This is a genomic window from Chromobacterium sp. HL1, from assembly GCF_057418835.1.
The window spans coordinates 5088435-5114923 of record NZ_CP162399.1 but is presented as its reverse complement, the minus strand read 5'-3'; the positions used below and the strand labels follow the sequence as shown (position 1 = coordinate 5114923).

At 64.6% G+C, this 26489-nt stretch carries 24 protein-coding genes; 8 read left to right on the top strand and 16 right to left on the bottom strand.

The features are described from left to right. Nucleotides 1–15 precede the first annotated feature (15 nt). The 8 genes from AB1Z25_RS23370 to AB1Z25_RS23335 form a co-directional block, all read right to left on the bottom strand. Nucleotides 16–1083: a 2Fe-2S iron-sulfur cluster-binding protein gene (locus tag AB1Z25_RS23370; RefSeq protein WP_486636294.1), complete on the bottom strand. Its 1068-nt coding sequence runs from the start codon at nt 1081–1083 to the stop codon at nt 16–18. 10 nt (nt 1084–1093) lie between these two features. Then, nucleotides 1094–1615 carry a 1,2-phenylacetyl-CoA epoxidase subunit PaaD gene (gene paaD, locus AB1Z25_RS23365; protein ID WP_227106221.1) on the bottom strand — a complete coding sequence of 174 codons (522 nt, stop codon included), beginning with the start codon at nt 1613–1615 and terminating at the stop codon, nt 1094–1096. Continuing rightward, nucleotides 1612–2382, bottom strand: coding sequence for a 1,2-phenylacetyl-CoA epoxidase subunit PaaC (paaC, locus tag AB1Z25_RS23360; RefSeq protein ID WP_253314708.1), 771 nt, complete (start codon nt 2380–2382; stop codon nt 1612–1614). The genes paaD and paaC overlap by 4 nt, the downstream gene beginning before the upstream one ends. After that, complete coding sequence (gene paaB, locus AB1Z25_RS23355) at nt 2379–2660, bottom strand: 1,2-phenylacetyl-CoA epoxidase subunit PaaB (protein WP_019104274.1); 282 nt, start codon at nt 2658–2660, stop codon at nt 2379–2381. Before paaB ends, paaC begins: the two co-directional genes overlap by 4 nt. Then, entirely contained in the window at nt 2653–3615 is a 963-nt protein-coding gene (paaA, locus tag AB1Z25_RS23350; protein ID WP_474455283.1) for a 1,2-phenylacetyl-CoA epoxidase subunit PaaA, read from the bottom strand. Before paaA ends, paaB begins: the two co-directional genes overlap by 8 nt. A 3-nt stretch (nt 3616–3618) precedes the next feature. Next, on the bottom strand, nt 3619–5361 hold the full coding sequence (locus AB1Z25_RS23345) for a class I adenylate-forming enzyme family protein (RefSeq protein ID WP_486636293.1): 1743 nt from the start codon (nt 5359–5361) through the stop codon (nt 3619–3621). A 111-nt stretch (nt 5362–5472) separates the two neighbouring features. Further along, nucleotides 5473–5904, bottom strand: coding sequence for a carboxymuconolactone decarboxylase family protein (locus tag AB1Z25_RS23340; protein ID WP_019104277.1), 432 nt, complete (start codon nt 5902–5904; stop codon nt 5473–5475). 64 nt (nt 5905–5968) lie between these two features. Beyond that, nucleotides 5969–6409, bottom strand: coding sequence for a MauE/DoxX family redox-associated membrane protein (locus tag AB1Z25_RS23335; RefSeq protein ID WP_227106219.1), 441 nt, complete (start codon nt 6407–6409; stop codon nt 5969–5971). Nucleotides 6410–6518: 109 nt separating this feature from the next. Between AB1Z25_RS23335 and AB1Z25_RS23330 the strand changes: the two genes are divergently transcribed. Beyond that, nucleotides 6519–6713, top strand: coding sequence for a hypothetical protein (locus AB1Z25_RS23330; protein WP_486636292.1), 195 nt, complete (start codon nt 6519–6521; stop codon nt 6711–6713). A 231-nt stretch (nt 6714–6944) separates the two neighbouring features. Then, a complete protein-coding gene (locus AB1Z25_RS23325) occupies nt 6945–7700 on the top strand; it encodes a glycoside hydrolase family 16 protein (RefSeq protein WP_486636291.1) in 756 nt (251 codons plus the stop codon). Nucleotides 7701–8030: 330 nt separating this feature from the next. Here AB1Z25_RS23325 and AB1Z25_RS23320 read toward each other — a convergent pair whose 3' ends face one another. From AB1Z25_RS23320 to AB1Z25_RS23295, 6 genes are all read right to left on the bottom strand, one after another. Further along, the gene (locus AB1Z25_RS23320) at nt 8031–8825 is read right to left on the bottom strand and encodes an N-acetylmuramoyl-L-alanine amidase (protein WP_486636290.1); all 795 of its coding nucleotides are present in this window, start codon (nt 8823–8825) and stop codon (nt 8031–8033) included. A gap of 148 nt (nt 8826–8973) precedes the next feature. Further along, a complete protein-coding gene (locus AB1Z25_RS23315; protein WP_486636289.1) occupies nt 8974–10017 on the bottom strand; it encodes an SEL1-like repeat protein in 1044 nt (347 codons plus the stop codon). Then, nucleotides 10010–11056 (bottom strand): SEL1-like repeat protein, encoded by a 1047-nt coding sequence (locus AB1Z25_RS23310; RefSeq protein WP_486636288.1) that lies wholly within the window; start codon nt 11054–11056, stop codon nt 10010–10012. The genes AB1Z25_RS23315 and AB1Z25_RS23310 overlap by 8 nt, the downstream gene beginning before the upstream one ends. Further along, nucleotides 11049–12185: an SEL1-like repeat protein gene (locus AB1Z25_RS23305; protein ID WP_486636287.1), complete on the bottom strand. Its 1137-nt coding sequence runs from the start codon at nt 12183–12185 to the stop codon at nt 11049–11051. The genes AB1Z25_RS23310 and AB1Z25_RS23305 overlap by 8 nt, the downstream gene beginning before the upstream one ends. Further along, nucleotides 12091–14103: a phospholipase D-like domain-containing protein gene (locus tag AB1Z25_RS23300; RefSeq protein ID WP_486636286.1), complete on the bottom strand. Its 2013-nt coding sequence runs from the start codon at nt 14101–14103 to the stop codon at nt 12091–12093. Before AB1Z25_RS23300 ends, AB1Z25_RS23305 begins: the two co-directional genes overlap by 95 nt. 3 nt (nt 14104–14106) lie before the next feature. After that, entirely contained in the window at nt 14107–17043 is a 2937-nt protein-coding gene (locus AB1Z25_RS23295; RefSeq protein WP_486636285.1) for a type VI secretion system Vgr family protein, read from the bottom strand. A gap of 424 nt (nt 17044–17467) precedes the next feature. On the opposite strand from AB1Z25_RS23295, the gene AB1Z25_RS23290 reads away from it, so the two are divergent. The 4 genes from AB1Z25_RS23290 (at nt 17468) to AB1Z25_RS23275 (ending at nt 22303) form a co-directional block, all read left to right on the top strand. Then, nucleotides 17468–18043, top strand: a complete 576-nt coding sequence (locus AB1Z25_RS23290) for a fimbrial protein (protein WP_486636284.1) — start codon at nt 17468–17470, stop codon at nt 18041–18043. Between the two features lie 64 nt (nt 18044–18107). Beyond that, nucleotides 18108–18839 (top strand): fimbrial biogenesis chaperone, encoded by a 732-nt coding sequence (locus AB1Z25_RS23285; RefSeq protein ID WP_486636283.1) that lies wholly within the window; start codon nt 18108–18110, stop codon nt 18837–18839. Nucleotides 18840–18862: 23 nt separating this feature from the next. Then, nucleotides 18863–21277, top strand: a complete 2415-nt coding sequence (locus AB1Z25_RS23280; protein WP_486636282.1) for a fimbria/pilus outer membrane usher protein — start codon at nt 18863–18865, stop codon at nt 21275–21277. Between the two features lie 33 nt (nt 21278–21310). Further along, the gene (locus AB1Z25_RS23275) at nt 21311–22303 is read left to right on the top strand and encodes a fimbrial protein (RefSeq protein ID WP_486636281.1); all 993 of its coding nucleotides are present in this window, start codon (nt 21311–21313) and stop codon (nt 22301–22303) included. Nucleotides 22304–22516: 213 nt separating this feature from the next. On the opposite strand, the gene AB1Z25_RS23270 is transcribed toward AB1Z25_RS23275, so the two are convergent. Together AB1Z25_RS23270 and AB1Z25_RS23265 are read right to left on the bottom strand one after the other, a co-directional pair. Continuing rightward, nucleotides 22517–24235, bottom strand: a complete 1719-nt coding sequence (locus AB1Z25_RS23270) for a nicotinate phosphoribosyltransferase (RefSeq protein WP_486636280.1) — start codon at nt 24233–24235, stop codon at nt 22517–22519. Between the two features lie 28 nt (nt 24236–24263). After that, entirely contained in the window at nt 24264–25076 is an 813-nt protein-coding gene (locus AB1Z25_RS23265; protein ID WP_227106195.1) for a ribose-phosphate pyrophosphokinase-like domain-containing protein, read from the bottom strand. A 134-nt stretch (nt 25077–25210) separates the two neighbouring features. On the opposite strand from AB1Z25_RS23265, the gene AB1Z25_RS23260 reads away from it, so the two are divergent. Together AB1Z25_RS23260 and AB1Z25_RS23255 are read left to right on the top strand one after the other, a co-directional pair. Then, a complete protein-coding gene (locus tag AB1Z25_RS23260; RefSeq protein WP_486636279.1) occupies nt 25211–25909 on the top strand; it encodes an NUDIX hydrolase in 699 nt (232 codons plus the stop codon). A gap of 225 nt (nt 25910–26134) precedes the next feature. Next, entirely contained in the window at nt 26135–26449 is a 315-nt protein-coding gene (locus AB1Z25_RS23255) for a hypothetical protein (protein ID WP_107801069.1), read from the top strand. Nucleotides 26450–26489: the final 40 nt, after the last annotated feature.

Here is a 26489-nt window from a genome sequence, read left to right as displayed (position 1 = left end):
GTCCTTAGGCGCGGATCAGTCGAATGACAGCGCCAGTGTTGAAGTCAGCGGGCGGCTGCGGCAGCTGAGCACATAGCCGGCGGCCACCTCCTCGGGCGCCAATGCGTGCGGCGCCTCCATGTCTACTTCGCCGGCCAGCACCTGGCAGCGGCAGGTGGCGCAAACGCCGGCCTTGCAGGAATAGCGCGGCGTGACGCCGGCTTGCAGCAGCGCGTCCAAAAGGTTGTCCACCGGCGCGCCCAGTTCCACCTGGCGCTGCATGCCGTCCATCCTCACCGTCACCCGCACCCGCTCCGGGCTGTCCGCCAACGCGCGCTCGGCGCGGGCCGGACCGGCGGCCGGGGCCGCGGCGTAGTGTTCGCTGCGGACGCGTTCCGGCGGCAGGCCGCTGTCGCTCAGCGCCTGGCTCACCGCCGCCATCATGCCGGCCGGGCCGCAGACGTAGGCGTGGTCGATGGAGGCCGCCGGCAGGCAGCCGCGCAGCAGCGCCAGGCAGCGCTCGCGGTCCAGCCGGCCGTTGAACAGCTCGATGTCCTGCTCTTCCGCGCTGAACAGATAGATCAGGGACAGACGCGCCGGGTAGCGGTCCTTCAGCGTCGCCAGCGTTTCGCGAAACTGCAGCGAGGCCAGGTTGCGGTTGCAATAGACCAGGGTGAAGCGGCTGAGCGGCTCGCGCAGCAGCGTGGCCTGCAAGATGGACAAGACCGGGGTGATGCCGCTGCCGGCGGCGAAACCGGCGTAATGGCGGGCCGTTTCCGGCGCCGCCGGCAGGCCGAAGCGGCCGGACGGCGGCAAGGCCTCCAGCATTGCGCCCGGCCCCAGGCTGGCGTGCGCCCATTGCGAGAAGCGGCCGCCGGCCACCCGCTTGATCGCCAGCTGCAGCTTGGGCGCGTCCGGCGCGTTGCACAGCGAATAACTGCGGCGCACTTCCTCGCCGTCCAGCCAGGCGCGCAGGGTCAGATGCTGGCCCGGCTCGTGGCGGAAGCGGTCGCGGTGTTCTTCCGACGGCTCCAGCGTCAACAGCAGACTGTCCGGCGTGTCGCGCTGGATCTCGGTCAGCTGCAAAGGGTAAAACTGCGGCATGACGGCTTCCTCATAAACTCTTGAAGTGCTCGAACGGATTGCGGCAGGCCTCGCACTGGTACAGCGATTTGCAGGCGGTGCCGCCGAATTCGCCCTGCGGGCGGGTGGCGTCGGAACCGCAGCGCGGACAGGGCACCCGCGGCGCGGCGACGGCGACGAAGCTCAAGCGCTGCCAACCCGGCTCCGCCGGCAAGGGCGGGGCAATGCCGGCGGCGCGCAGCTTGGACCGGCCGCTTTCGCTGAGCCAGTCCGTGCTCCAGGCCGGGTGCAGCCGCGTTTCCAGCCGCACCGCCTCCACGCCCCGGTCTTGCAGGGTCTGGCGGATATTGCTGTCTATCTGCGCCTTGGCCGGGCAGCCGCTGTAGGTGGGCGTCACCACCACCCGCAGCGCGTCGTCCTCCCAGCGCACGTCGCGCACGATGCCCAGGTCCACGATGGAGACATAGGGCATCTCCGGGTCCGGAATGCCGGCCAGCCATTCCCAGACGCGCTCGGTGCCGCTTTGCACCTCCAGGCCGTGCACCCGGCTCACCAGCCGGCTCCCGGATGGGCGCGGGTCAGGAACTGCATCTCCATCAGCAGGGCCACCAGCGCCTCGCCGTGCGCGCCGCGCTTGCCGCCGCTGACCGCCGGCGCCGCGCGCGGCGGCTCCAGCGTGGCCGCGGCCAGCACTTCGTTGACGTAGGCCAGCCATTCCGGGTACAGCGCGGCCAGATCGCAGCCCACGCCCTGGGCCAGCATCGCCTGCTCCAGTTCGTCCATCTCGAACAATTCGCCCACGTAATGCCAGCAGCGTTCCAGCGCCAGCCGGCAGAATTCCCGGCTTTGCCGGCTGCCGTCGCCCAGCCTCACCACCCAGCCGCTGCTGCGGCGCAGGTGGTAAGTGGCCTCTTTCAGCGCCTTGGCGGCGATGGCGGCCACTTCCGCGTCCGCCGAATCCGACAGCTCGCGCAGCAGCAGGCAATGCCAGCTGTCGAACAGGAACTGGCGCATCTGGGTGTCGGCGAAATTGCCGCGGGTCAGCTCCGCCAGCAACACGTTGCGGAAGGCCTGGGCGTCGCGGCCATAGGCCAGATCGTCCTCGCTCTGCGCCGGCGTCAGCCCGCGGCCGGCGGCGTCCAGCCACAGCCGCGCCTGGCCCAGCAGGTCCAGCGCCACATTGCTCAGCGCCAGGTCTTCTTCCAGCGTGGGCGCGTGGCCGCACCATTCGCACAAGCGCTGCGACAGGATCAGCGCGTTGTCGCCCAGGCGCAGCAGGTATTCCGCGCGCAGGTTTTTCAATTCCGGATGCAGGGTCACAGGTGTTGCACTCCCTCTGGCACCTCGTAATAGGTGGCGTGGCGGAAGCCCTTGTCCGCCGCGGTCTCGAACCACGGCGCGCGCTCCACCTCGCCGCTGCTCACCAGATCTTCGGCGGCCACCAGCCACAGGCTGACGAACTCGCCGCGGCGGGTGAACACATCGCGCGCGTGCTGCAGCGCCATCGCCGCGTCGCTGGCCTGCACGCTGCCCACGTGGCGGTGCGCCACGCCGTTCTGGCTGCGCGCGAACACTTCCCACAGCTTCCACTCATGCATCTCGTTCTCCTTGCGGCCCCGCCGCCAGCTTGGCGGCGTGGCAGGCGGCGGCTTCTCGCACCCAGGCGCCCTCGTCCCAGGACCGGCGACGGCTGGCGAGACGCTCGCGGTTGCACAGGCCCTGGCCCCGGATCACCCGGTTGAATTCATCCCAGTCGATGCGGCCGATCTCGTAATGCCCGGTGTCCGGGTTGAAACGCAGATCCGGGTCCGGCACCGTCAGGCCCAGGTGCAGCACTTGCGGCACGGTCTGATCGACGAACTTCTGGCGCAGGGTGTCGTTGGAATACAGCTTGACGCCCCAGCGCATCGAGCGTTGCGAGTGCACCGAATCCTCGTCCGGCGGGCCGAACACCATCACCGTCGGCCACCACCAGCGGTTGAGCGCGTCCTGCGCCATCCGCCGTTGCGCCGGCGTGCCCTCCGCCAGCCGCCGCACCAGATCGAAACCCTGGCGGTGGTGGAAGCTCTCCTCCTGGCAGATGCGCACCATGGCGCGGGCGTACGGGCCGTAGGAACAGCGCGACAAGGGCACTTGGTTGACGATGGCGGCGCCGTCGGTCAGCCAGCCGATCATGCCGACGTCCGCCCAGCTCAAGGCCGGATAATTGAAAATATTCAGATACTTGGCCTCGCCGGCCAGCAGCTGCCCGTAAGCCTGCTCCCGGCTCAGGCCCAGGCTCTCCAGCGCGCTGTACAGATACTGGGCGTGGCCGGCCTCGTCCTGCACCTTGGCCAGCAGGATGCATTTGCGGCTGAGGCTGGGCGCGCGGGTGATCCAGGCGCCCTCCGGCAACATGCCCACGTATTCGGAATGGGCGTGCTGCGCCATCTGCCGCTGCAAGGTGCGGCGGTAGGCCTCCGGCATCCAGTCCTGCGGCTCTATCTTTTCGCCGTCGTCTATCCGCTGTTGAAACGCCTGCTCCAGCGCTTCCAGGTGCTCCGTCGTCGCCATCGGTCAGCCCCTCAGGTAATCCAGCAGGCTTTGCGGCTCCGCCGCCGCCTCCGGCTGGCGGTCCAGGGACTGGTTCCAGCGCAGCGCGCTGAACACCTCGCGCAGGCCGTCGTCGTAATCGCGCTGCCAGCTCCAGAACTGCTCGCGCGCCACGCGCTTGAGCACCTTGCCGGTGGAGCCCACCGGCAGCGCGTAATCGTCGCCGAGCACGCCCACGCACACGGTGTAGTCCGGCAGCGCGCCGCGGCCCTTGAACGGGAAGCAGTCCAGCGCCTGGCGCAGCACCTCGTCCGCGTCCAGCGCCGCGCCGGCCTTGCCGCGCGCCAGCACCAGCACCGCTTCTTCGCGCATCGGCCCGCGCGAAACGCCGATCACGCTGACGTCGAACAGATCCGCATGGCTCAGCAAATGCTCTTCCAGCAGCAAGGTGTAGGCCGGCTCGCCCAGCGGCGTCGGCACCGCGTCCACGATGCGGTCCAGGTGCACGAACTCGCCGTTGTCCAGGCGCAGGCCGATGTCGCCGGTCAACCAGTAGCCGTTCAGCGTGGTCAGCGCGGTCAGATGCGGCTGGCCGTAATAGCCCGGCGTCACCGTGGGGGAACGCACGCCGATATAGCCCGGCTGGCCGTCCGGCAACAACTCGCCCTGCGGGGTGAGCACATCGCAGCGCGCGTAGGACGCGGCCGCGCCCACGGTGCGCTTGCTGGCCACCTGTTCCGGCGTGGACACCTTGAAGAACTGCGACATGCCCAGCTCGGACGCGCCGAACATATCGGTGAAGCGGCCCCGCGGCGCCAGGCGCAGCAGTTGGCGGATATGCGCCTCGTGCGCGGTGTCGCCGGTGTTGTAATAACGGCGCACCGAGTCGAAATAGCCGTCCGGCAGGTTCAGTTCCGCGAAGGAGGCGTAAGTCTGGGAAAACGCGGTGACGATGGTGGGCTGGAAGCTGGCGATCAGATTGGCCGCCACCTGGCCGGTTTGCGTCGCCAGCGCCAACGCCGGCAATTGCAGCATGGTGGCCGTCATCAGATAGCTGACGCCGGCCGCGTGGGTGGGCGGCATCGCGGTGGCCAGCTTGTCCTCGTCTTGCTCGACAAAGCCGCGCAGACGCTCGCGCTTGCCGTTGAAAAACTGCGCGTGGCCAAACAGCACCGCCTTGGGAATGCCGGTGGTGCCGGAGCTGTGGCACACCATCACGATGTCCTCGTCCTTCACCGCCGCCGGCCAGCCGGAGGCCGGCAGCGGCGCCAGCGCCACCGCCGCGCCGGCGTTGAAGCCCGCGTCCAGCGCGGTAAGGCCGCGCAGCGCGCCGGCCAGGTCCCAACGCGCGTCGGTTTCCTTGTCGTAGACGAACACGTCGAAGCGGTTGCGCTGCGCGTACAGCGCCGCGATGTCGGCGCGCAGATGGCCGTTGATCAGCACCGGCACGCAGCCCAGGCTGCCCAGCGCCAGGAAGTGCAGGAAGGACGGAATGCCGTCGCCCAGGAACAAGCAGACATGCCGCCCCGCCTGGATGCCCTGCTGGCGGTACCAGGCCGCCAGATCGCTCACCAGATGGAACAGGCTGTCCAGGGAAAAGGACTGATAGGCGTTGCCGCGCGGGCCGATAAAAGGCTTTTCCAGGAACAGATAGTCTTCCCGGCTGCCGCCGTAGGCGGCGTGGGCCTTGAACAGGAAATTGCCGGCGCCCAGTTCCGGATCGTTGAACAGCGCGTCCCAGGCTTGCTTTTTAATCAGGTGGTCCATGTCGGTGTGTGTCTGCTGGCGTTGGTTTAGCCCGCCGCTTGCGGCCAGGCGGGTGGGGGGACTTTCTGCGAGCCCGCTCGCGCTCTCGCGAGCGGACCCCTGGTCAGGCGCTTACTGGCGCATGCCGACGGCGAGCCGGTTCATGCCGTTCATCAGCGCAATGGCGAAGGTCAGATCGGAGATCTCCTGGTCGCTGAAATGCGCTTTCAGCGGCAGATAGGCGGCGTCGTCGGCGTGGCTGTCCACCACATAAGTCAGCGCCTCCGCCCATTCCAGCGCGGCCTTCTCGCGCTCGCTGAACTGGGCGCTGACGCGCCAGCCGGCCAGTTCCGCCAGACGGCGGTCGCTTTCCTCGCGCTCGCGCAGGGCCTTGGTGTGCATGTTCAGGCAGAAGGAACAACCGTTGATCTGGGACACGCGCAGATAGATCAGCTCGATCAGCGGCAGGCCCAGCACGCTCTTTTCCAAGCCCTGCTTCACCAGGCGGAAGCCCTGCAGCAGTTCCGGGGACAATTCGTAATAAGCAAGACGCAAGCTACTCATGATCAACACTCCTAAATTTGGATAAGGACAGGAAGCGGGCGCGGCCCGGCCGCGCCCGGAAACTTCAGACGCGGCGCGCGCCCGGCGCCGCTTCCAGCGAACTGGCCAGGTACACCAGCGCGGCGCAGGCAGCGCAGGTGAGCACGCTGAAATTCAGCGACAGCTTCAGGCTCTGGAACGCGGCCATGCTCAAGGCGAACACCAGCAGCAGCGCCGCGCTGATCCAGGCGGAGGCGCGCAACTGCACGCCCAGCAGCAGGGTCACGCCCAACACCGCCTCCAGCGCGTTCACCGCCCAGGCCAGAACCGGAATCAGACCGGCCGGCGCCCACGGGCACAGCTTGGCCACATGGCGATAGAAGTTTTCCATCGTTCCCCAGGACACCCCCAGTTCGCCCATATGGCCCCAGAAGCCGAAGCGATCCGCCACCGCCGACAAGAACGCCGCCGCCAACGCGAACCGGGCCAACAGCAACACCGCCTTCCAGGCGCTTTCCTTTTGCATGCCTAAACCTCCCAATCGATATGGATGCCAACTCGCGACGGCGCGCCGCCAAGTTATGCAATATGGATTGCACTGTAATGGACATACTCGATACGCATAAGGGACAAGAATGAATTTTCCGACCATGACAAAGCGCATGAAGGCATTTGGAAACTGGAAAGACGGCGCGCGGATCGCCAAGCGGCAAACCGCGCAAACCATTGAAAAGAAAAGTAGATTCAATAGAGACAAGATCGCGCGGAACGGCGCCGCGCCGACGCCCGCGCCGCGGGGACATGACCCCGTCGTCGCCCGGCGGGCATGACCCCGTCCGCGCCGCCGCCTGTCCGGACGGACAGCCTGGCTCGGCAAAAACACCCTTTACCCACCGCCCCCGCCGCGCTTAAATGACAGGCTTACCCACAACGAAGAGCCGCCGACAACACCTCGCGGAGAAGCTGAGCCAAGACGCGCCGACGCAGAAAACGAAGTTTCTGCGAAGCTACAGCACCCGTCGTACGACCAAAAGGCGGACGCGGGATCAGGGGTTTTGTTCGTGGATCTAAAGGCACACACCATGCGCCGCTTCCTGCTCCCCCTCATCGCCGCCGGCCTGACCCTGGCCGGCGCCGCCCAGGCCAAAACCCTGAATTTCTCCGGCTACGTCTGGGAAGTCCGCAACCAGATCCAAAGCGGCCCCGGCCCCAACGACTGGGACGAGAACAACGCCTGGGTGGACGCCCAGGGCCGGCTCCACCTGAAGATCGCCCAACGCGGCGGCAAGTGGAGCAGCGCCGAGGTCTACCTGCCTCAGCGGCTGGGCTTTGGCCGCTACCAGTTCAAGCTGATAGGCCGGCCGGACCTGTTCGACGACAACATCGTGCTGGGCCTGTTCAACTACCCGACGCCGGACGTGGGCCCGGACGCCAGCAATGAAATCGACATCGAATTCGCCCGTTGGGGCAACCGGCAAAACCCGATGGGCAACTACACCGTCTACCCGGCCGTGCCCGGCCCCAAGCCCACCTCCTACGCCTTTGAACCGAATCTCAACGGCGACTACAGCACCCACCGCTTCAACTGGAACGCCAGCCGGGTGCTCTACCAATCGCTGCACGGCCACCAGGACGGCGACCTGTATGAAATGGCGCGCTGGAACTTCGCCCCGGCGGACCCCACGCGCCTGGTGCCGCAGCAGCCGCTGCCGCCCCACATCAATCTATGGCAGTTCCAGGGACGGCCGCCCAAGGACGGCAAGGAAGTGGAAATCGTGATTAAGGAGTTCTCCTTCATCCCGGCCGCCGCCAAATAAGACCCGCTAACAAAACCCCTGATCCTGCGTCGCGCCTCCTTGTCGTACGACTTGTACTGCCTGCGTCGGCGCGCCTTGGCTCAGGTGCGCTGTGCGGTTTTGTTAGCGGCTCTTAGCGCGCAGCGGCGTTTCGCGAAGAGAGCGGCAATGAAAAACCCGGCCTGGCGGCCGGGTTTCGCGCTGAGAGCGGCTAACAAACTCAGTTTCACGTCTGAGGCAAGGCGCGCCGACGCAGAAAACGAAGTTTCTGCGAAGCTACAGTACTTGAGTACGGCAAGTCGGCGCAACGCAGCATCAGGGGTTTGTTAGCCGCTCGGAGAACAAGACGCGTCAAAGCTTGATCATGGCCAAACGCTTAGGCCAATAACGCTCCAACAAGGCGAACAGAATGGCCGCGGTTTCCACGTCCATCACCCCGCGGTAATCGCCGGCGCGGAAATGCATCTGGAAGGCGCGCACCAAGCTGACGAAACCGGCGTCACCGTCCGCCGCCGCCGTCTCGTAGCCGTAATGCTTGAACGCCTCCAGCATCTTCTCCCGGCCGGGCAAGCCCTGCTGCTGGAACCGCTGCGCGTATTTGCGCTGCGTCTCCGCCTCCGGCCAAGCGCCCACCCCGGCCTGATGCAGCTCCCGCCACGGGAACATCGGCCCCGGATCGCTCTTGCGGCCCACGGCGATGTCGGAATGGCCCAGCACGTTCACCGGGCTGATGTCCGGATAGCGCGCCAGGATGTTCCGCGCCAATTCCGTCACCGCCGCCACCTGCTCCGGGTGATAGGGCGGAAACACCATGCCGCCCTTGTCCTCCCGCGCCAGATTGACGATTTCCACGCCGATGGATGAATCGTTCAGATTGCTGCGGCCATCCCAGGCACTGGCGCCGGCATGCCAGGCACGGTCGTTCTCGTCCACCAGATTGAACAGATTCATCTGCTTGAAGCCGGCCTGCTGATAGCTGGGGTCGCAAGGGTCCGGCGCCAGATAATGCGCGCTCACCTGGCCGGAACCGGTCAGCGCCTTGATGGAACCGGCGAAGTCCAGCGCGGTGTAATGCAGGATCAGGAAACGGATGCGTTTGTTGAAGCCTTGGACCGAGCGATAGGTATTGAACAGGATGGGCGTCATGAAGAATCTCCAGGAGGGGAATGGGAAGGGATGCGGCCGGCCAAACAGCCGGCACATAGAGTCTGAGTCCCCCCGGCCGCAGGGGTTCGGCGGGGGTGACGGGCGTCAGTTCAGCGCGAACGGGCCGCGACCCGCTGCAAAACCGGCGTCAATCGCGCCCCCCGCCCGGCGGCCGTCCGGTCTTAGAGTCCAGGCCCTTGGCCGCGGCCAGCTGCTTCATCAAGGCTTCCGACGGTTTTTCCGGCGGCACATTGGCCTTGAACGCCTCCAACCACTTGAGCTTGCCGTCCCAGGCCGGCAGCGCGGCCGGCGGTAGCGGCACGATCTCGTCCAGTTCCAGCACCTTGGGGTGGGCGTAGGAGTAGTCGCTGAGAACATCGCCGATGATCTTGTAACGACGACGGCGTTCATCATCCTGCTTCAGACCCAAGTCATTCCATTGTTTGTTAGCATCAGTAATAGGACCAAAACCATTTTCCAAATTAAACGCAGATGCTTCATTCCCACTCTTCACAGCCAGCTGGAAAAACCTCACTGCCTCTGAATTATTCTCTCCCTGCATTTGAACTGCATACTCCTTCGCAGCAATCCCATGCCCCTGCTCACCAGCACACTTGAGCATTTGAGTCCCTACAGCAAACGGCCCTGGCTGCGCGATCGTCAAACCCGTCAGCTTGTCTCCCACCAGATACTGCGCTTCCGGACTGCCCAGGTCCGCCGCCTTGCGGTAGTAGCGGTTGGCCAGCTCCTCGTCCTGCTTCACGCCGTAGCCGGCCTTCAGATAACGCCCCATATCGTAGTAGCCGCCGGGAATGCCGCGGTCTATCAGCTCCTGGGTCAGGTCCAGCGTTTCCTTGACCGGGTCGTCGCTGCGCGCCGTGCCCCGCCCTATCATGTCGCGCAAGTCCAGATTGGCCTTGTAATGGCCGTGAGCCGTGGCGATGCGGTAATAACGCTCCATCTCCGGGAAACGCAGCGGGTCTTCCTTCTCGATCTGCTTCTTCTGCAACCAGCGGGCGTAGCGGTATAGCTGCTCCGCTTCCGGGGTCAGAGCCGGCAGATGGTCTTTCTCATACGCGCAGTTGAAGGCCAGCTTGGCTTCGACTGCTTTCAAATCCGGCACGGAACGCTCCTTGGCGCCGCAGGCGGCCAGAGCCCCCAACAGCGACAAGGCGTACAGCGTTTTAACCATGCTTGCCGTTCAGCGGCCGTCCGGTCTTAGGGTCCAGGCCCTTGGCCGCGGCCAGTTGGCTTATCAAGGCTTCCGACGGTTTTTCCGGCGGCACATTGGCCTTGAACGCTTCCAGCCACTTCAACTTGCCGTCCCAGGCCGGCAGCGGGGCCGGCGGCAGCGGCACGATCTCGTCCAGTTCCGGCACCTTGGGATGGGCGTAGGAGTAGTCGCTGAGAACATCGCTAATGATTTTGTAGCGACGGCTACGCTCATCATCCTGCTTCAGACCCAAGTCATTCCATTGTTTGTTAGCATCTGTGATTGCACCAAAACCTTTTTCTAGCTTAAAAGCCGCTGCTTCATTTCCACTTTTAGTTGCCAGTTGGAAAAACTTAACAGCCTCAATAAAGTTTTGTTCAAAGCGTTGTTGATATGCGTAATCCGAAGCAGCCTTCCCATGTCCCTGCTCTCCTGCACACTTGAGCATTTGAGTCCCTACAGCAAACGGCCCTGGCTGCGCAATCGTCAGCCCCGTCAGCTTGTCCCCCACCAGATACTGTGCATCCGGGCTGCCCAGGTCCGCCGCCTTGCGGTAGTAACGGTTGGCCAGCTCCTCGTCCTGTTTCACGCCGTAGCCGGCCTTCAGATAACGCCCCATATCGTAATAGCCGCCGGGAATGCCGCGGTCTATCAGTTCCTGGGTCAGGTCCAGCGTTTCCTTGACCGGGTCCTCGCTGCGCGCCGTGCCCCGCCCTATCATGTCGCGCAAGTCCAGATTGGCCTTGTAATGGCCGTGAGCCGTGGCGATGCGGTAATAACGCTCCATCTCCGGGAAGCGCAGCGGGTCTTCCTTCTCGATCTGGTTCTTCTGCAACCAGCGGGCGTAGCGGTATAACTGCTCCGCTTCCGGGGCCAAGGCCGGCAAATGGTCTTTCTCATATACGCAGTTGAAGGCCAGCTTGGCTTCGACTGCTTTCAAATCAGGCACGGAACGCTCCTTGGCGCCGCAGGCGGCCAGAGCCCCCAACAGCGACAAGGCGTACAGCGTTTTAACCATGCTTGCCGTTCAGCGGCCGCCCGGTCTTAGGATCCAGTCCCTTGGCCGCGGCCAGCTGCTTCATCAAGGCTTCCGACGGTTTTTCCGGCGGCACATTGGCCTTGAACGCCTCCAGCCACTTGAGCTTGCCGTCCCAGGCCGGCAGCGGGGCCGGCGGCAGCGGCACGATCTCGTCCAGTTCCGGCACCTTGGGGTGGGCGTAGGAGTAGTCGCTTAGCACTCCCATAATGATTAGATAACGTTGCCGGCGTTCATCGTCCTGTTTTAACCCCAGATCACTCCACTGCTTCTTCTCTTCCGTATTCGGGCCGAAACCATCTCCTAAATTCAATGCAGCAGTTGCATCCCCCCATTTGGTTGCCAGCTGAAAGAATACAATCGCTTCATCATTTTTCTTCTTGTTTTTAAGATGAACCGCATACTCTTTCGCAGAAATCGCGTGTCCTTGCTCCCCCGCACATTTCATCATGCTATAGCCAATGTTGGATGGCATGGAGCCAGGCTCCAGATAGGTCAGCTTATCCCCTACCAGATACTGCGCTTCCGGGCTGCCCAAGTCTGCCGCCTTGCGGTAGTAGCGGTTGGCCAGTTCCTCGTCCTGCTTCACGCCGTAACCGGCCTTCAGATAGCGCCCCATATCGTAGTAGCCGCCGGGAATGCCGCGGTCTATCAGTTCCTGGGTCAGGTCCAGCGTTTCCTTGACCGGATCGTCGCTGCGCGCCGTGCCTCGCCCTATCATGTCGCGCAGGTCCAGATTGGCCTTGTAATGGCCGTGAGCCGTGGCAATGCGGTAATAACGCTCCATCTCCGGGAAGCGCATCGGGTCTTCCTTCTCGATCTGGTTCTTCTGCAACCAGCGGGCGTAGCGGTATAACTGTTCCGCCTCCGGGTTCAAAGCCGGCAGATGGTCTTTTTCATACACGCAGTTGAAGGCCAGCTTGGCTTCGACTTCTTTCAAATCAGGCACGGAACGCTCCTTGGCGCCGCCGCAGGCGGCCAGACTCAGGGTAAGAATCAGGGTAAAAATAGCTGGCTTAGTCACTATTGCTCCGGGCTGGGTCTGTGCGTAGGAACTCACGAAGAGGAGCGACGGGAGGGCGTTGATCTTTAAATGCCGATTTATTTTCATCCAAGATGTTCCGCCATTTCTCATAAGTCATCTTTGCATCAGTCTCTTTATCCATCCGGGCAGGGTTTGCCCCACCGCGGTGATTTGTATGCCTCCCCCACAACTCCTGACGTAGCGGCTTGGAAATTTCCGGCCGGTCCAGCGCAATGTTCAACTCGCTGTCCACCTGCATGCTGCGGGTGTTGATATTGGCCGAGCCCAGCGTCAGAAAAGCATCGTTGATGATCATCAGCTTGGCGTGGATGTAAACCTCGGACCAGCCCACTGCGGGAGTGACCAGCGTCGGCACGGTCTTGCCAACACCGTGGTTGTAACGCTGCGCGTAAACCGCCGGCTTGATTTCGGAGTCCATCGCCACGATCGAACAAATATGGGTTTTAAGGCCGGGCTGCTCAACCTCAGTCACCGGAACATCCGGCTTTTGCGCGGCCTCGTAGGCGGCCTCCGCCTGCTTGCGCCGAGCAGTGGCATCCTCCAGCTCCGTGCGGGCCTTTTCCCTTAATTTACTGGGACTAAACGCATTGGCGGTATAGATGATGCTGGCCTCGCGTTCCGCTTGCTTGGCCTGCCCCAAACGGGCTTTGACGTCATCCGCCCGTTCCTGACGCGCCACGCTGGGAATCGTATCGGCGCGTCCCAGGCTGTCCAGCATCCGGTAGGTGTTGACCGTGCCGGCGCCCACGCCGGCGTCGCTGGTATTGGTGATCACGAACAGATAGATAGGGTAAGGGCGGCCGGCCTGCTTCTGCGCCTTGGCCGCGTCCTTGATCTTTTCCGCCAGCGGTGGCCAGCGGAAGTACTGGTTTTCGATGAAGATGTAGGAAGTGACGTTGTTGACCGCCTTCAGATACAGCTTCTTGATGTCCTGTTTCTTGTATTCCGGCTGGGTGCGCAGCAGCTGCACCATGGCGGCCTTATTGGCCTGCCCATCCACCCGCGGCGCGTAACTGCCGAAACCGCAGCCGGGCAACGGCAGGTCTTCCTTGGTTTCGTCGCGCCAGGCGCGGCGGAAATTGTGGAATAGATCGCCCACCGCCGGGCCGGTGATCAGGCTGGAAAAATCCTCGCGCGGCCCCACCGTGCCGTTGCGGCCCAGATTGGGCGCTTTGGGCTTGGCGCCGTGGGCATTGGTGTCCCAGTACTCGTCCAACATATTGTGGCCCATGACGAAACCGACATGGGCTTGCGCGTCGTCGTAATCCACCAACACCATTTTCTGGTGATGGCTGGGGCCCGCAGCCAAGGTGGCCCTGGTCTTTGTTTTCAGACCTTCATCATCGTAACTCTGATCCAAGATATGGTTGCGGGTGCGAGGACCAAAGCCGCGGCTGCGGAAATGCAGGTGCTTGCTGGGGATGTCCGACCGCCGCTGATCCCGTGCTGTTTTTTCCGAGGTGCCGGCCGCCGGCTGATCCTCGTCATACCAGGAATACCACTGTGAATCGTATTTATACTGCTCCGGGGTTTCATAGCCCGGCTTGTCCTTGATCCCCACACTCCAGCGGCCCGGGGTTTGCGACTCCTCTACCGTGGCGCCGGTGCTGTTGACGTACAAACCGAGCGGTTTTGAAGCGAAACACAGCACCCGCACCTGCACGCCCTGTTTGGCCTTGTGCTCCAGCAGCTTGCCTATCTGCGCCGGCACGGCTTCCGCGATGTCCGCGTACTTCACCATGTCCGCGCCCTTGCGGACGAAGTACATGGACGGCTGAAAGCCCCAGCAGATAATGCTGACGTTTTTCTTGGCCTTGGCGATGGCGTAATGCACCGCGGCAAACGCCTCCTCGCCGTTGACCAGGGGCTGGAAGCTGCCCTCATGGGGCGCGTATTCGCTGGTCTGCAAAAACCAGGGCAGGGTCAAATTGGCCCGCAGCGGCTCTTTGACGCAGATCGGGGAGACTATCGTGTTCGCGCTCATTTATTACTCTCCTGCGGGCGAAGCGTCGGCCTCGCCATTCAGCAAACGGTGGTAGCGCGCGCGCGCATGCTCATCCGGCTCCACGCGGCCGTCCGGCGGCGCGCCGCCGGCCACGACTTTATGGAAGCCGGCGTTGGCCAGCGCGCCCTTGTCCGGTTTGCTCAGCTCATTGGCCACCGGGATATCGAACTTGACGCCGTTGGCCAGCTCCACCGTGTATTTTTGCGTGGTGACCGCATGTTTGACCGCCAGGTGGCCGCTTTCGTCAATGATGCCGCGCTCCACCTCGCCGCCGTCGGCATGCAGGGTATAGGGCATGCCGGTCCAGCTGCTGTTGCCGCCTTGCGGCGATTGATCCAGGCGCAGCGACAACGGCATCCTGGGAATGCTCTGCGGATAATCCGGATGCGTGACCGTCATTTGCGCCGGCCCGCTCATCTGATGGCTGGCGCCCTTCACCGACACCTTGCCGGGGCAATGCAGCTCGATATTGCCGCCGGCGATGCGGATGTAAGCGCCGCCGCTGACGTTGAGCAGGATTTCCTGCTTGGCCGCCACCGTGATTCTTTCCTTGCAGGAAGTCACCGTCACGTCCTTGTCCGCGGTGACCTCGACGCTGTCGCTCTGCGCCAACATCTGCACCTTGCCCTTGGCCGCAATCAGCTTCAGCGAAATCTTGTCTTGCAGGCCGGTGACGAACAGGCTGATGTGCTGACCCACATTGTGGATCCAGCGCCGGCCCGAGGTTTGGTTGCTGTCCCGCTGCGCCACCAGGTCCAGATTGGTCCCCGCCGCCACGGTCTGGCTTTGCTGGCTCAGGCTGGCGATGCCGGCCGGCGCGGACAGGATGAGCAAGGGCTGGCGGCCGGTCTGTTCCTTGGCGGTCTTGCCGTCCTTGTCGGTGTTGCTGCCCGCCTCCCAGGCTTTCAAGGCCGTAGCCTGGTGCTGCAGATGCCCCTTATCCCCTTTTCCCGCCTTGCTATTGTCCGGATTGACCTTGTCCGGCCCGGTTTCCATGGTATCGGCCTGCTGGCCGCTGGCGGTGTCGCCCAGGCTTTGGCTCAGGCTGAGTGCCGCGTCCAGCTGGCTTTGCGCCTGTTCGCGCGCCAGCTGTTTGCCGGACGCGCCGTTCTGCGCTTCGGTGGACAGCAGCAGGCCGTGGCCGGCGCGGATGGCGCCGTGGTTGTCGGTGCGCAGTTCGAAGCCGTCGCCGCGCGGTTCGGCCTTGCCGTTGCTGCGCGGCTGGGTAAGGAAGCCTTGGTTGAGCTGGGTTTTGCCGGGTTCGGAGCTGAGTTTGGCTCTGACTTCGCCCGGGGTATCGTCGAACAGCAGTTCGTTGTATTGGCCGCCCTGGTGTTCTTTGGATTTGATGCCGGACAGGGTTTTATTCGCCGGCAAGGCGCCCGCGCCGCTGAAATCCGGCGGCGGGTGGCTGCCGTTGTAGAGCACGCCGGTGATCACAGGGCGGTCGATATCGCCTTCGATGAAGTCGACCAAAACTTCCTGGCCGATGCGCGGGATGAATTGGTGGCCCCAGCCGGCGCCGGCGCTGGGCATGACTACCCGCAGCCAGCAGGAGGATTTGTCGTCCATCCCCGCGCCGATGCTCGGGTGTTCGTCCGGCCGCTGCCAGTGGAATTGCACCTTGATGCGGCCGTGCTGGTCGGTGTGGACTTCCTCTCCTTGCGGGCCGACCACGGTGGCGGTCTGCACGCCGCGGGACTTGGGCTTGGCCAGTTCGGTATGGGCGTAGGCCGGGGTCAGCGGCACGCCGCGGCGCTGGGCGTCGAAGTCGGCGCGGAACGGTTGCGCGTCCTCGGCTTTTGCCAGCGCTTTGAGATCCGCCGGCAGGTTGTTGCGCGCGCTTAAGGCTTGGCGGGTAACGACGAATTCGCGCTGTTCGCTGCTGTCGCCCTCGTGGGCCGGGTGGTCGTCCAGGCGGAACCACTGGCCGGCGGCCAGGCCGCGCACGCTGCCACCGCCGCTGAATTGCTTGGCGTTCAGGTCATGCGCTTGCTGGCGCAGCTGGGCGTAGTGGCTGAGCTGGTCGGCGTCGCCGGCGTAGTACAGCGATTGCGGGTCGTAGTCGTGCAAGGAGGATTGCAAGGCCTTGCCGTTCTGGCCCTGGTCGATGCGGCTGTCGTCGCCGCTGTGCTGGGTCTGCACCGGCTGGTAGTCGAAGCTGGCCAAGGCCACCGCGCCGGGCACGATCTGGCGCTGGGCGTTCCACTCGGTCAGGCCGTCTTCGGCCTCGGTGGCGTCGCTGCGGTGGAAGCGCACCCGCTCGACGCCAGCCGGCGGCAGGCTGTAAGGGTCGTCGAAGGCGACCAAGCGCACTTGTGGTGTGTCGCCGTCGAGGTGATCGAAACGCCAGGCGTAACCCTCTTCGTGCAGCAGGCGCACGATGAAGTCGTAATCGCTCTCGCGGTACTGCAGACAGTAGCTGCGCGGCGACGCCGGGCCGGTCTTGAAGTCCTGGGCCTGGATGCGGGCGAACACCGGATTGGCCTGCTGATGCTCGCTCAGGATCTGCGTGACGATGTCCGGCACCGACTGGTCCTGGAACACCCGCGAACTGACGCGATGACGCAGCAGCGCGAACGGCGGTTCAATGGTCAGCTGATAACGGCTGAAGCCGCCGTCCGAGCCTAGGCACTCGGCCTTGGACACCACGCCGCAGCGCAGGCTCTCCGCGCCGGCGGCGTCGAGGATGCCGAGCCGGGCCGGCAGGCCGAGCAGGCTCTTGAGTTCAATCTTGCCGTCCGGAGACAAACAGGTCAGCTGGTAGGCGTAAGACCGGGACACGCCTTCTTCGCCGGCCAAGCTCAGCGGCAGCAATTGCTCGGCCGCCACGCTGCCGTCGCCCAGGCTGAGGGTGAGCAGGCGCTGGTCCTGGTTGAAGGCGGAGGCGAAGCTGGCGAGCAGGGTGCTGAGGTCCATGGGGCGGTCCTTCGAACTATCCAAAATCAAAACACCCCCAAACCAGCCTTATGCAAAGCCCCCATGGCGACGGGCTTCGACCTGGTCTGCGGATGGGGGCCTTGAGGCGTAATGAGGGTGGAGATGACAAAATTTGAGTCAAAACATTTTAGATAACCGGCACTTAGCAGACAATCCTATAGAATTGCCATTTTCACAAACCTGTCCAAAAGGACAGGTTTAAACTCTTATCAATCCCCACGAGCGGCTTAAACCTTGTTTGCCGACATCAAAAAGTCCAAACAAGAAAAGTTATGGCTTGGTAAGAAAAGGTAAGAAGCGCTCAAAGTCAGGCTAAAGACCTGAATTGAATGTGTTTTTATCATGCCGTCTCCACTCAAGGCCCAGGCCAAGCACCTGCGCGCCGCAACCACTGGAGACCACCATGAAACCAAAACACAGCCTGCTGGCCCTGGCGGCCGTCTTTGCCGCCGCGCTTCCGCTGGCGTCTCAGGCCGCCGTCACCCAAAAGGGCAGCATCCATTTCACCGGCAGCGTCACCGCCCCCACCTGCACAATAGATAATGGTACCGGCGCAACCAGAAGCGGCACGGCCATCGCGCCCGTTCTCGCAGTCAGCATGTCCCCTATCACCATGGACAAAATCGTCGATCTGGGTAAAGCGCCACTGGAGAAACAGGCTTTTCAGATCAAGATTCAATGCAGCGGCGCGAGCAATGTCGAAGCCAAATTCACGGCACTCCCTGGATCGAGACTTGCGAGCAACGCTACAGCCTTAGCCAATACCGCAAGCAGTGGGGCTAAAGGCGTGGGCATCGCCGTCTATAAAGGCGGCACTCCGCTGGACCTGAGCACAGGAGTCTTTCGAACCAAAGCGGCTCTCAATACCTCGGAAACCATTGATCTTGACGCCGTCTATGTCACCACCAGCGCTTTGCGCGCCAGCATGAGCGCAGGCACTGTCACCGCCGCCCTCCCCTTCGAACTGAGCTACGACTAAGCCCTCGCCTCCTCCACCCACAGCGGCGGGTTTCCCGCCGTTGTCTATTTTCAGGGCCCCCATCATGAAAACCCTGCTGCAAGCCGCCGGCTTGGCGGCCTGGCTGGCCATGCCCTACGCCAACGCCGGCATCAGCCTCAACGGCACCCGCGTCATTTTCGACGGCGCGCATCCGGAAGCCGCCGTCACCGTGCGCAACCACGGCGCGGACATCCTGGTGCAGTCCTGGCTGGAAGCGCTGGACGGCGACAAGGTCGAACTGCCCTTCGCCATCACCCCGCCGCTGACGCGGCTGCCGGCCGGGCAGGAGCAATTGCTGCGCATCCTCTACGCCGGCGCCGGCGCGACCGATCAACGGGAAACCGCCTTCTGGCTCAATGTGCAGGAAATCCCGCAAGCCGCCGGGCAAGGCAATGTGCTGCAACTGGCGGTGCGCCAGCGCGTCAAGGTGTTCTACCGCCCGCCGGGCCTGGACGGCGACGCGCTACAAGCGCCGGAACGCCTGCGTTGGCGGCTGCGGCGCGAGCGCGGCAGCAGCTGGCTGCAAGCGGACAACCCCAGCCGCTACCACGTGACCGTGACCGGCCTGACCCTGCTCTCCGGCGGAAAATCCAAGGAGATCTGCCGCGCCCGGATGCTGGCGCCCGGCGCCGGCGAGCAATGGCCGCTGCCCGCCGACGCCGCAAACGACGCGCGCTTGCGCTACCAGATCATCAACGACTTTGGCGCCAGCCAGGCTTTTGAAGTCCGGCTGCAAGGCGCGGCGCCCGCCCAGCCGCGCCGGCTGGAGCCCTGAGCCGGCCACCGGACCGCAAGGCGATGAGAAGCAAGCCGCTGACGCCCCCTGCCCGCCGCAGCGCCGCGATCCCGCTGGCCTGCGCCTGCGGGCTGATCGCCTGCGCGCAGGCGCTGGCGGCGGACGCGCCCGTCTTCAACACCCGTTTTCTGAAGCTGGACGGACAGGCGGCGGACCTCAAAGCGGTGCTGAGCGCCGGCAACGACATCCTGCCCGGCCGCTATCGCGTGGACATCCTGCTCAACCGCCAGCTGGCCGACCGCCGCGACATCCTGTTCCGCCAGGAACGGGACGGCAAAGTGCGCCCCTGCCTGGACGCCGCGCTGCTGCGCAAGCTGGGCGTCAAACTGCCGCCGTCCGGCCCCGGCGACGAGGCCTGCGTGGACCTGCCCCAACGCCTGGAGCACGCGCAAGCGCGCTACGACTCCACCCGGCTGCAACTTGAGCTTTCCGTGCCGCAAGCCCATCTGCTGCGCCGCGCGGACGGCTATGTCGACCCCTCGCTGTGGGACGCCGGCGTCAACGCCGCTTACGCCAATTACCAATTCAGCGGCCAATACCGCCGGGGCCAGCACGGCCGCGCCAGCCGCCAGTGGTATCTCGGCCTGCAAAACGGGCTCAATCTGGGCGACTGGCGCTTGCGCAACGACGCCACCCTCAACGGGAATACCGGCCAAGCAACAGAAATACGCAGTAACCGCACCCTGCTGCAGCGCGACATCACCGCGCTGCGCAGCCAGCTGGCGCTGGGCGAGCAATACACCGACGCCATGCTGTTCGACAGCTCGCGCATCCGCGGCGCGCAACTGAGCCAGGACGAGGCCATGTTGCCGGACAGCGAGCGCGGCTACCGTCCGGTGATCCGCGGCCAGGCGCGGAGCCAGGCCACGGTGGAAGTGCGTCAGAACGGCTATGTGCTGCACCGCGCCGACGTGCCGCCCGGCCCCTTCGAGTTCAGCGACATCGCCCCCTCCGGCTCCAACGGCGAACTGGAAATCACGGTGACCGAAGCCGACGGCAGCCGCCGCGTCAGCCATCAAGCCTTCTCCAGCCTGCCGCTGATGCAAGCCCAAGGCCGCTGGAAATACCACGCCGCGCTGGGCCAATACCAGGGCGGCGAAGCGGCCCGTCCCGCGCTGGCCGCCGGCGCGCTGGTTTACGGCCTCAGCGACGACGGCACCGTGGCCGCCGGCTTCCAGCTCTCGCCGCGCTTCCAGGCCATCAAGCTGGGCCTGGGCGCCAACACCCCGCTGGGCGCGCTGTCGCTGGACCTGAGCCAATCCCTCAGCCGCGCCCAAGGCCGCCGCAGCCAGGGGCAAAGCCTGCGCCTGCTGTACCACAAGGCCCTGCCCCGGACCCAGACCCAGCTCACCCTGGCCGCTTACCGCTACTCCACCACCGGCTATCGCAGCTTCAACGATCACGCGGCGGACCTGGCCCAGCGCGCGAACCAACACCGTGCGCGCGCGCGGATGGACCTCAGCGCCCAACAGACGCTGGGCCGCGAGGGCCGCCGCGGCAGCCTTTATCTCAGCCTCAGCCGGCAGAATGATTGGGGCCGGCCCGGCGCCAGCCACAGCCTCAACCTGGCTTACAGCCACCGCTGGAAACAATTTAATTACCACCTCAGCCTCAGCCGGAGCCGCGACAGCCGCGGCCAAGGCGACAGCCAGATCACGCTGGGCTTCAGCCTGCCGCTGGACAGCGGGCGGCACGCCCCCCAGCTCAGCGCCCAGCTTGGCCGCGACGCCCTGCACACCAGCCTCAGCGGCCAGTTGGGCGAGGCCGACAGCTACACCGTCTCCGTGGGCCGCGACAGCCAGGGCGACACCAGCCTGAACGCCAGCGGCGTCCATCAGGGCGATGTCGCGCAGCTGAGCGCCGCCTACAGCGCCGCCCGCGGCCATCAATCCGCCAACCTGGGCGCCAGCGGCGCCATCGTCGCCCACGGCGGCGGCGTCAACCTCAGCCGCGCCGTCGGCGACACCTTCGCCCTGCTACAAGTGGACGGCGCCGCCGGCCTGAACGGCAACGGCTATAGCGTGCGCGCCGACGCCCAGCCTTATCGCGCCAACAGCCTGAGCCTGGACAGCCTCAAACTGGGCGCGGCGCTGGAACTGGAGGACGGCGTCAAGCAAGTGGTGCCGCGCCGCGGCGCGGTGGTGAAGGCCGTGTTCAAGGCGCGCAGCGGCCGGCGCGTTCAATTCAGCCTGCGCCGCCGCGACGGCAGCGCGGCGCCGTTTGGCGCCAGCGTGGAGGACGACGCCGGCCAGCCCTTGGGCATCGTGGACCCGCAAGGCCGGACGCTGCTCTTGCTCACGCAGCCGCAAGGCCTGCTGACCGTGAAATGGAGCGGCGGCGGCTGCAGCGCCCGCTATAAGCTGCCGCCCGCCAAGCCAGGGCGTCATTACCTGCGGCTAGAGTTGCCCTGCCACTAAGCGCCGCGCTTAATCAAAGAAAAGGATACCCAAATGCACACGCCGCCTACCCGCCGCCCGCTGCTGGCCTGCCTCGTCTTGCTATTGACGCTGGGAAGCTGCAGCCACCCAAGCCATGCCGATTGCAAAGTGGTTTCATCAACCATCACTCCAGCGCTTCCCGATCCCTTGGTAATTCCATACCTGGCGCCCGCCGGACACCTGATCGCCAAGCAGGTGCTGAAAACCACGGTCAAATGCGACAAGCGCAGCGCCAACGGCCAACACAACTGGTACGCCTTTTTGTCCTATGGCAACACCGACAACGGCGGCTCATCGCTTAGCGGCGTCAGAAAAACCCAAACTTCCGGCATCGGCATTCGCTGGATAAACAACAATACCCACTCCGGAAAATCTCAGACCTTCAGCACCACAAGTCTGAACAATGGCCGCACCAATCTACGCGGCATGCCCTTGAACGATACCGTCACCATTACCGACACGATCGAACTGGTCACAACCGGCCCGGTGACCTCCGGTCGGCTCAATCCGGAAAGCCATGCCGTCAACTACAAAAACAAGAAAGGCGGCGATCACGGACAGCCCCTCTACACCTACTCCTTCAATCAGCCCGCCATCAGGGTGATAGGCTGCTCGTTCAAAAACGCCGGCCAAACCGTCCGCCTGCCCGACGCCAGCACCCGAGACTTCGCCGGCGCCGGCCGGACCGGCGATAAGCCGTTCAACATCGATCTGGACTGCGCGCCCGGCACCAGCGTCAGCGCCAAATTGAGCGACGCCAACGCGCCCGGCGCCGCCGGCACGCTGCTGAGCATCGCCGGCGGGCCTGGCAGCGCCCAGGGCATTGGGCTGGAGCTGCAACGCCAGGGCGAAACCGGCGCCTATACGCTGGGCACCGAGTTCACCAGCCTGGCGGCCAGACAACAGCACGCGCAGCCCATGGTGGTGCGCTACGCCGCCAGCGGCCCCGCCATCCGGCCCGGCCTGGTCAATGCCGCCGCCACCGTGGAGCTGAGCTTTGATTGAGTCCCCGACAATGCAATAAGGCCAGGCATGACGCCCGGCCTTAGAACCTGTTTACGATCTGCTACGCGTCGTGGAGCGTTACACGGTGAGTACGGCTTCGAAATGCTCATGTACCACGCGTACATTCCGCTTTCTCAGCCGCAACGCCTTGTCTCGCCTTAGCTCGCGAGATCGTAAACACGTTCTTAGAGTCCGTTCACAACCTACTGCGCCTCAGTCCTCCACGCCCCAGCGGATGCTGCCCGGTTCCGGGCATTGCCAGGAAGCCATCAGCCGCTGCCGGATTTCCGCCAGCGATTGCCGCGCCAGCAAGCGGCCGTCGCGGAACACCGGCCGCAATTCGCCACCCTCCGCCTGCTCCGCCGTCTGCTGCTGGTGCAGCACGTAATGATCGCCCTCGCGCTCCACCCGCAGCAGGCCCTTGGCGGATTTCTTGGTGCCGTCGTCCGTGGCCGGGTCCTTGTAGATATCCACCGCCTCGCCATCCACTTCCGCGTAAATCGCCTTCAACGCATAGCCGAAGGTGTCCCGCGAGTTCATGCCGTAGACAAAGCTGCCGATGCCGAACACCACATTGCCGGAGGCGAAGCCCTTGGCCGCCAGCCGGCGCAGGATGGCGCGGGCGCGCGGCAGGGTGATGGAGTCGCCGTAGATCAGGCCCACATGGCTGTCCAGCAGCCGGTAGCCGGCGTCGCTGACCGTGCCGCCGTAAATCTCCCACAAGCACTCCACCGCGCCCTTGCGCTCCGCCTCCGTCACCCGCTGGCCGTCGGCCAGCGCCGTGTACGCGCCATCCGCGTCCCGCGCCGGCTGGCCGTCGACACGGACCAGTTCCTCGTCGCGGTAGCCGGTGAGGATTTTCACCGGATCGCCGGAGTCCGGACGGAACACCACCTTGGCGTTGCCCAGCGCGTCCTGACCTCGCGCCAGGATGTCGTCCTTCAATTCGCGGGCAATCACCGTGACCACATTCCAGAAATCAAAGGTATCGCTGACGATGGACACCATGCCCCACGGATAGTCCTGGCTGACGAATTCCCGCACCACCTCACGCTCCGCCAGCCGGCGCAGCGCCGCCTCCTCCAGCCCGGCGTGGGCCGGATCGCGGCGCAGCCGCTGCAGCGTCAGCAGGATGCGCAGCGCCATCACGCTGTGCTCCGACGCCGGAATGGAGCCGCCCACCAGTTCCCGCTCCGCGTCCGCGTCGTAGAAATCCTCCAGATAGTCCAGCGCCGGAATGGTGTCGGTGCCGGTGAAGGACAGCAGATGGCCGGCGCCGCAGCGCATGGCGTCGTGCACCCCGCTCATGCCGCGCATGGAAAAATCATGGCCCTGCCAATTGACGAACTCCGGCGCGCTGCCGGTGAGGCGGGCGAAGTAATCCAGCAGCTTGCGGAATTCAAACGCGATGGTGGCCACGGTGGACGGCTTCCAGGATTCGCAGCTGAACAGGGTTTCAAAATAGGTGGCCACCCAGGGGAAATCCGGATGCGTGTTGCTGAAGATCACCGGCGGCACCTTGATGTCCACCCGCGCGCCTTCCGGCAGGGAGCGGATTTCCAGCGGCAGATGACCCAGCGCGTGCAGCGCTTCCAGCCGGCCTGCCGGCACCGCGCCGGCGCCCAGCGCCGTATCCATGCGGCGCTGGTATTTGCGCACCGCCTTGTCCCGCGGCTGGCGGAAGAATTCTTGGTCGAACAAATCGATCAGGTATTGCTGGATGAAACCCTGCAGGCCGAACCACACCACCTTGTCGTCGAACAGTTCCGGCAGCACCGGCGCGTACTTGGCCGAACGCGGGGTGAAATTGGCCACCAGCTTGGTGGTGGCAGCCGGATACATGGAGGGATGGCCGGTTTTGTAGAAGTCCGCCAGGTTGAACGGCTGCAGTTGGTTCAGTTCACGGGCCAGGGGGTGGATGGGGGCGTTCATGATGGATTCCCTATCTAAATTAAGTGAGTCAAACCAGCTGGCAGCGGACATCCGCCGTCCAGTCGTTACGGCTGAATACCTGCTGGTAATGTTCCAGCAGCGGCTCCAGGCCATGGCTGAAAATACCGTGGGTCACATACAGGTACAGCGGCGCGTCCAGACCTTGTTCCCGCTGGCGAGCACGCAGCGCCTTGGCCAGCTCGGTGAAGGTGCGGCCGCCGTCGCAGATATCGTCCACCACCAGCAAGGGCAGCGCCGGCAAAGGGCCGGCCACCTGGGTGCCGCTGATGCGGCCGCTTTGGGTGTCCCTCACCTTGTCCGCCAGCACCGCCTCGCAGCCCAATTCCCGCGCCAGCTTCAACACCCGCTTGCGCGCGCCGGCGTCCGGCGCCACCAGCGCCGCCGGGCCCACTCGCTCCAGCACCCGGCGCAGCGCCGGCAGCGGGTCTTCCACTTCCACCCGGTCCAGCAGCGCGGTCACCACATCGCTGTGCGGGTCCTGGATCACCACCCGGCTGTAGCCCTGGGCATTGATCAACTGGCAGAACACCTTGGCGCTCAGCGCCTCGCCCGGGTTGGCCACCCGGTCCTGGCGCGCATACGGCACATAGGGCAGATGCAAGGCCAGCGGGCGGCCCGGGTAAGCGCGACGCAGCGCGTCGCTCAGCATCAGCAAACTCATCACCGCTTGCGCGTCCGGCAGATGGGCGTGCAGGCGCAAGGCCTGCGCCGGCGCGTCCACTTCCACCGACACCTGCACTTCCCCACCGGGAAACACCGTGCTCTGAAAGGCCAGCGGCTGGCTGCCGCCTTGCTGCGAATCCGCGAAAATCTTGAACATGATGCTGACTCCTGCGCTGCGTTGACTTACTTAGTTGATAATTTCAACTAACATGCGCACAGTATAAATTAACTTAGTTGAGTTTTGCAACTATATGGCGGAAAATATTGGAAAAGCCAAACCGGAGACCTCCTATGAGCCCCTCGCGCCCCGCGCCCGCCGTCAGCGTGGACATTGTCCTGCTCACTCTGGGCGCCGCCGGCCTGCAAGTGGCGCTGCACCGCCGCGGCCACGCCCCCTGCCAACACCAGCTGGCGCTGCCCGGCGGCTATGTGCATGTGGATAAGGACGACAGCTGCGAAGCCACCGCCATGCGCGTGCTGCGCGACAAGACCGGGCTGGAGCCGCGCTATCTGGAACAGTTGCGCACCTTCGCCGGTCCGCGGCGCGACCCGCGAGGCTGGTCGGTGGCCGTCTCCCACGTGGCGCTGATCCCGCTGCAGCAACTGCAGGACGCCGGGGACGGCGTCTTCCACTTTTACGATGTGGACCAGCTGCCGGAGCTGGCCTTCGACCACGCGGAGCAAGTGCGGGAAGCGGTGCAGCGGGTGCGCAACAAGGCCAGCTACTCCACCCTGCCCTGCTGGCTGCTACCCGAACGGTTCACCCTCACCCAGCTGCAACGCACTTACGAGCAGATTTTTGGCGAGACCGTGTCCCGCGGCACTTTCCGCTCCCGCTTGGGCATCAAGGTGGCGGACGCCAAGCCCGGCGAATACGCGGACGAGGCCGCCATTCTGGAAGCCACCGAAGAATTCCTCGGCGGCAAGCAGCGTCCGGCGCGGCTGTTCCGCATCAACCGGCTCAGCCTGTTCAAGCGCGCGCGCTGGTAAGGCCTAAAGAGTCTGTTCCAAGGCCGGCCCGGCTGTCGTCTTGACGCTCCCGCCTTCCCCACTCAGGCTGCCATGCGCCGCGCCCGACAGCGCGGCCATGAGCCTGCCCGCGTCCTCCGCGCCGCGCAGGCGTTTCTTAGAGCAGATCTTTGTGGAGCTCATAATGAATATATTTAATTTGCACCGGCGGCATCCCCGTTTTGTCACTGTCGGGGAGGAGCGGCCATGAACGCCCAAGCCACCCCGGTCCTGCTGCAACTGCAAGACCTGTTGCAAGAGCTGCGCGCCAACGCCCAGGGCCGGCCGGAACTGGAGGCCTTGTGCCACAAGCTGGACCGCCGCTATCTGGAGGTGGACGAGGGCCTGACCCGCAGCGTGCTGCGTTTTCACTCCGCCACCCAAAGCCTGCAAGCGCTGATGTCCTTGCTGCTGAGCTGCCCGGACACCAAGACGCTGAACGGCGAGCAGATCGCGGCACTGCTGGAGCCGGTGCGGCAGGAGTTGCAAGCCGCCCATAAGCTGATTTGCAAGGTGATGTAAACACGACAACGCCGCGGCGGAAGCCGCGGCGTCGGTCAAA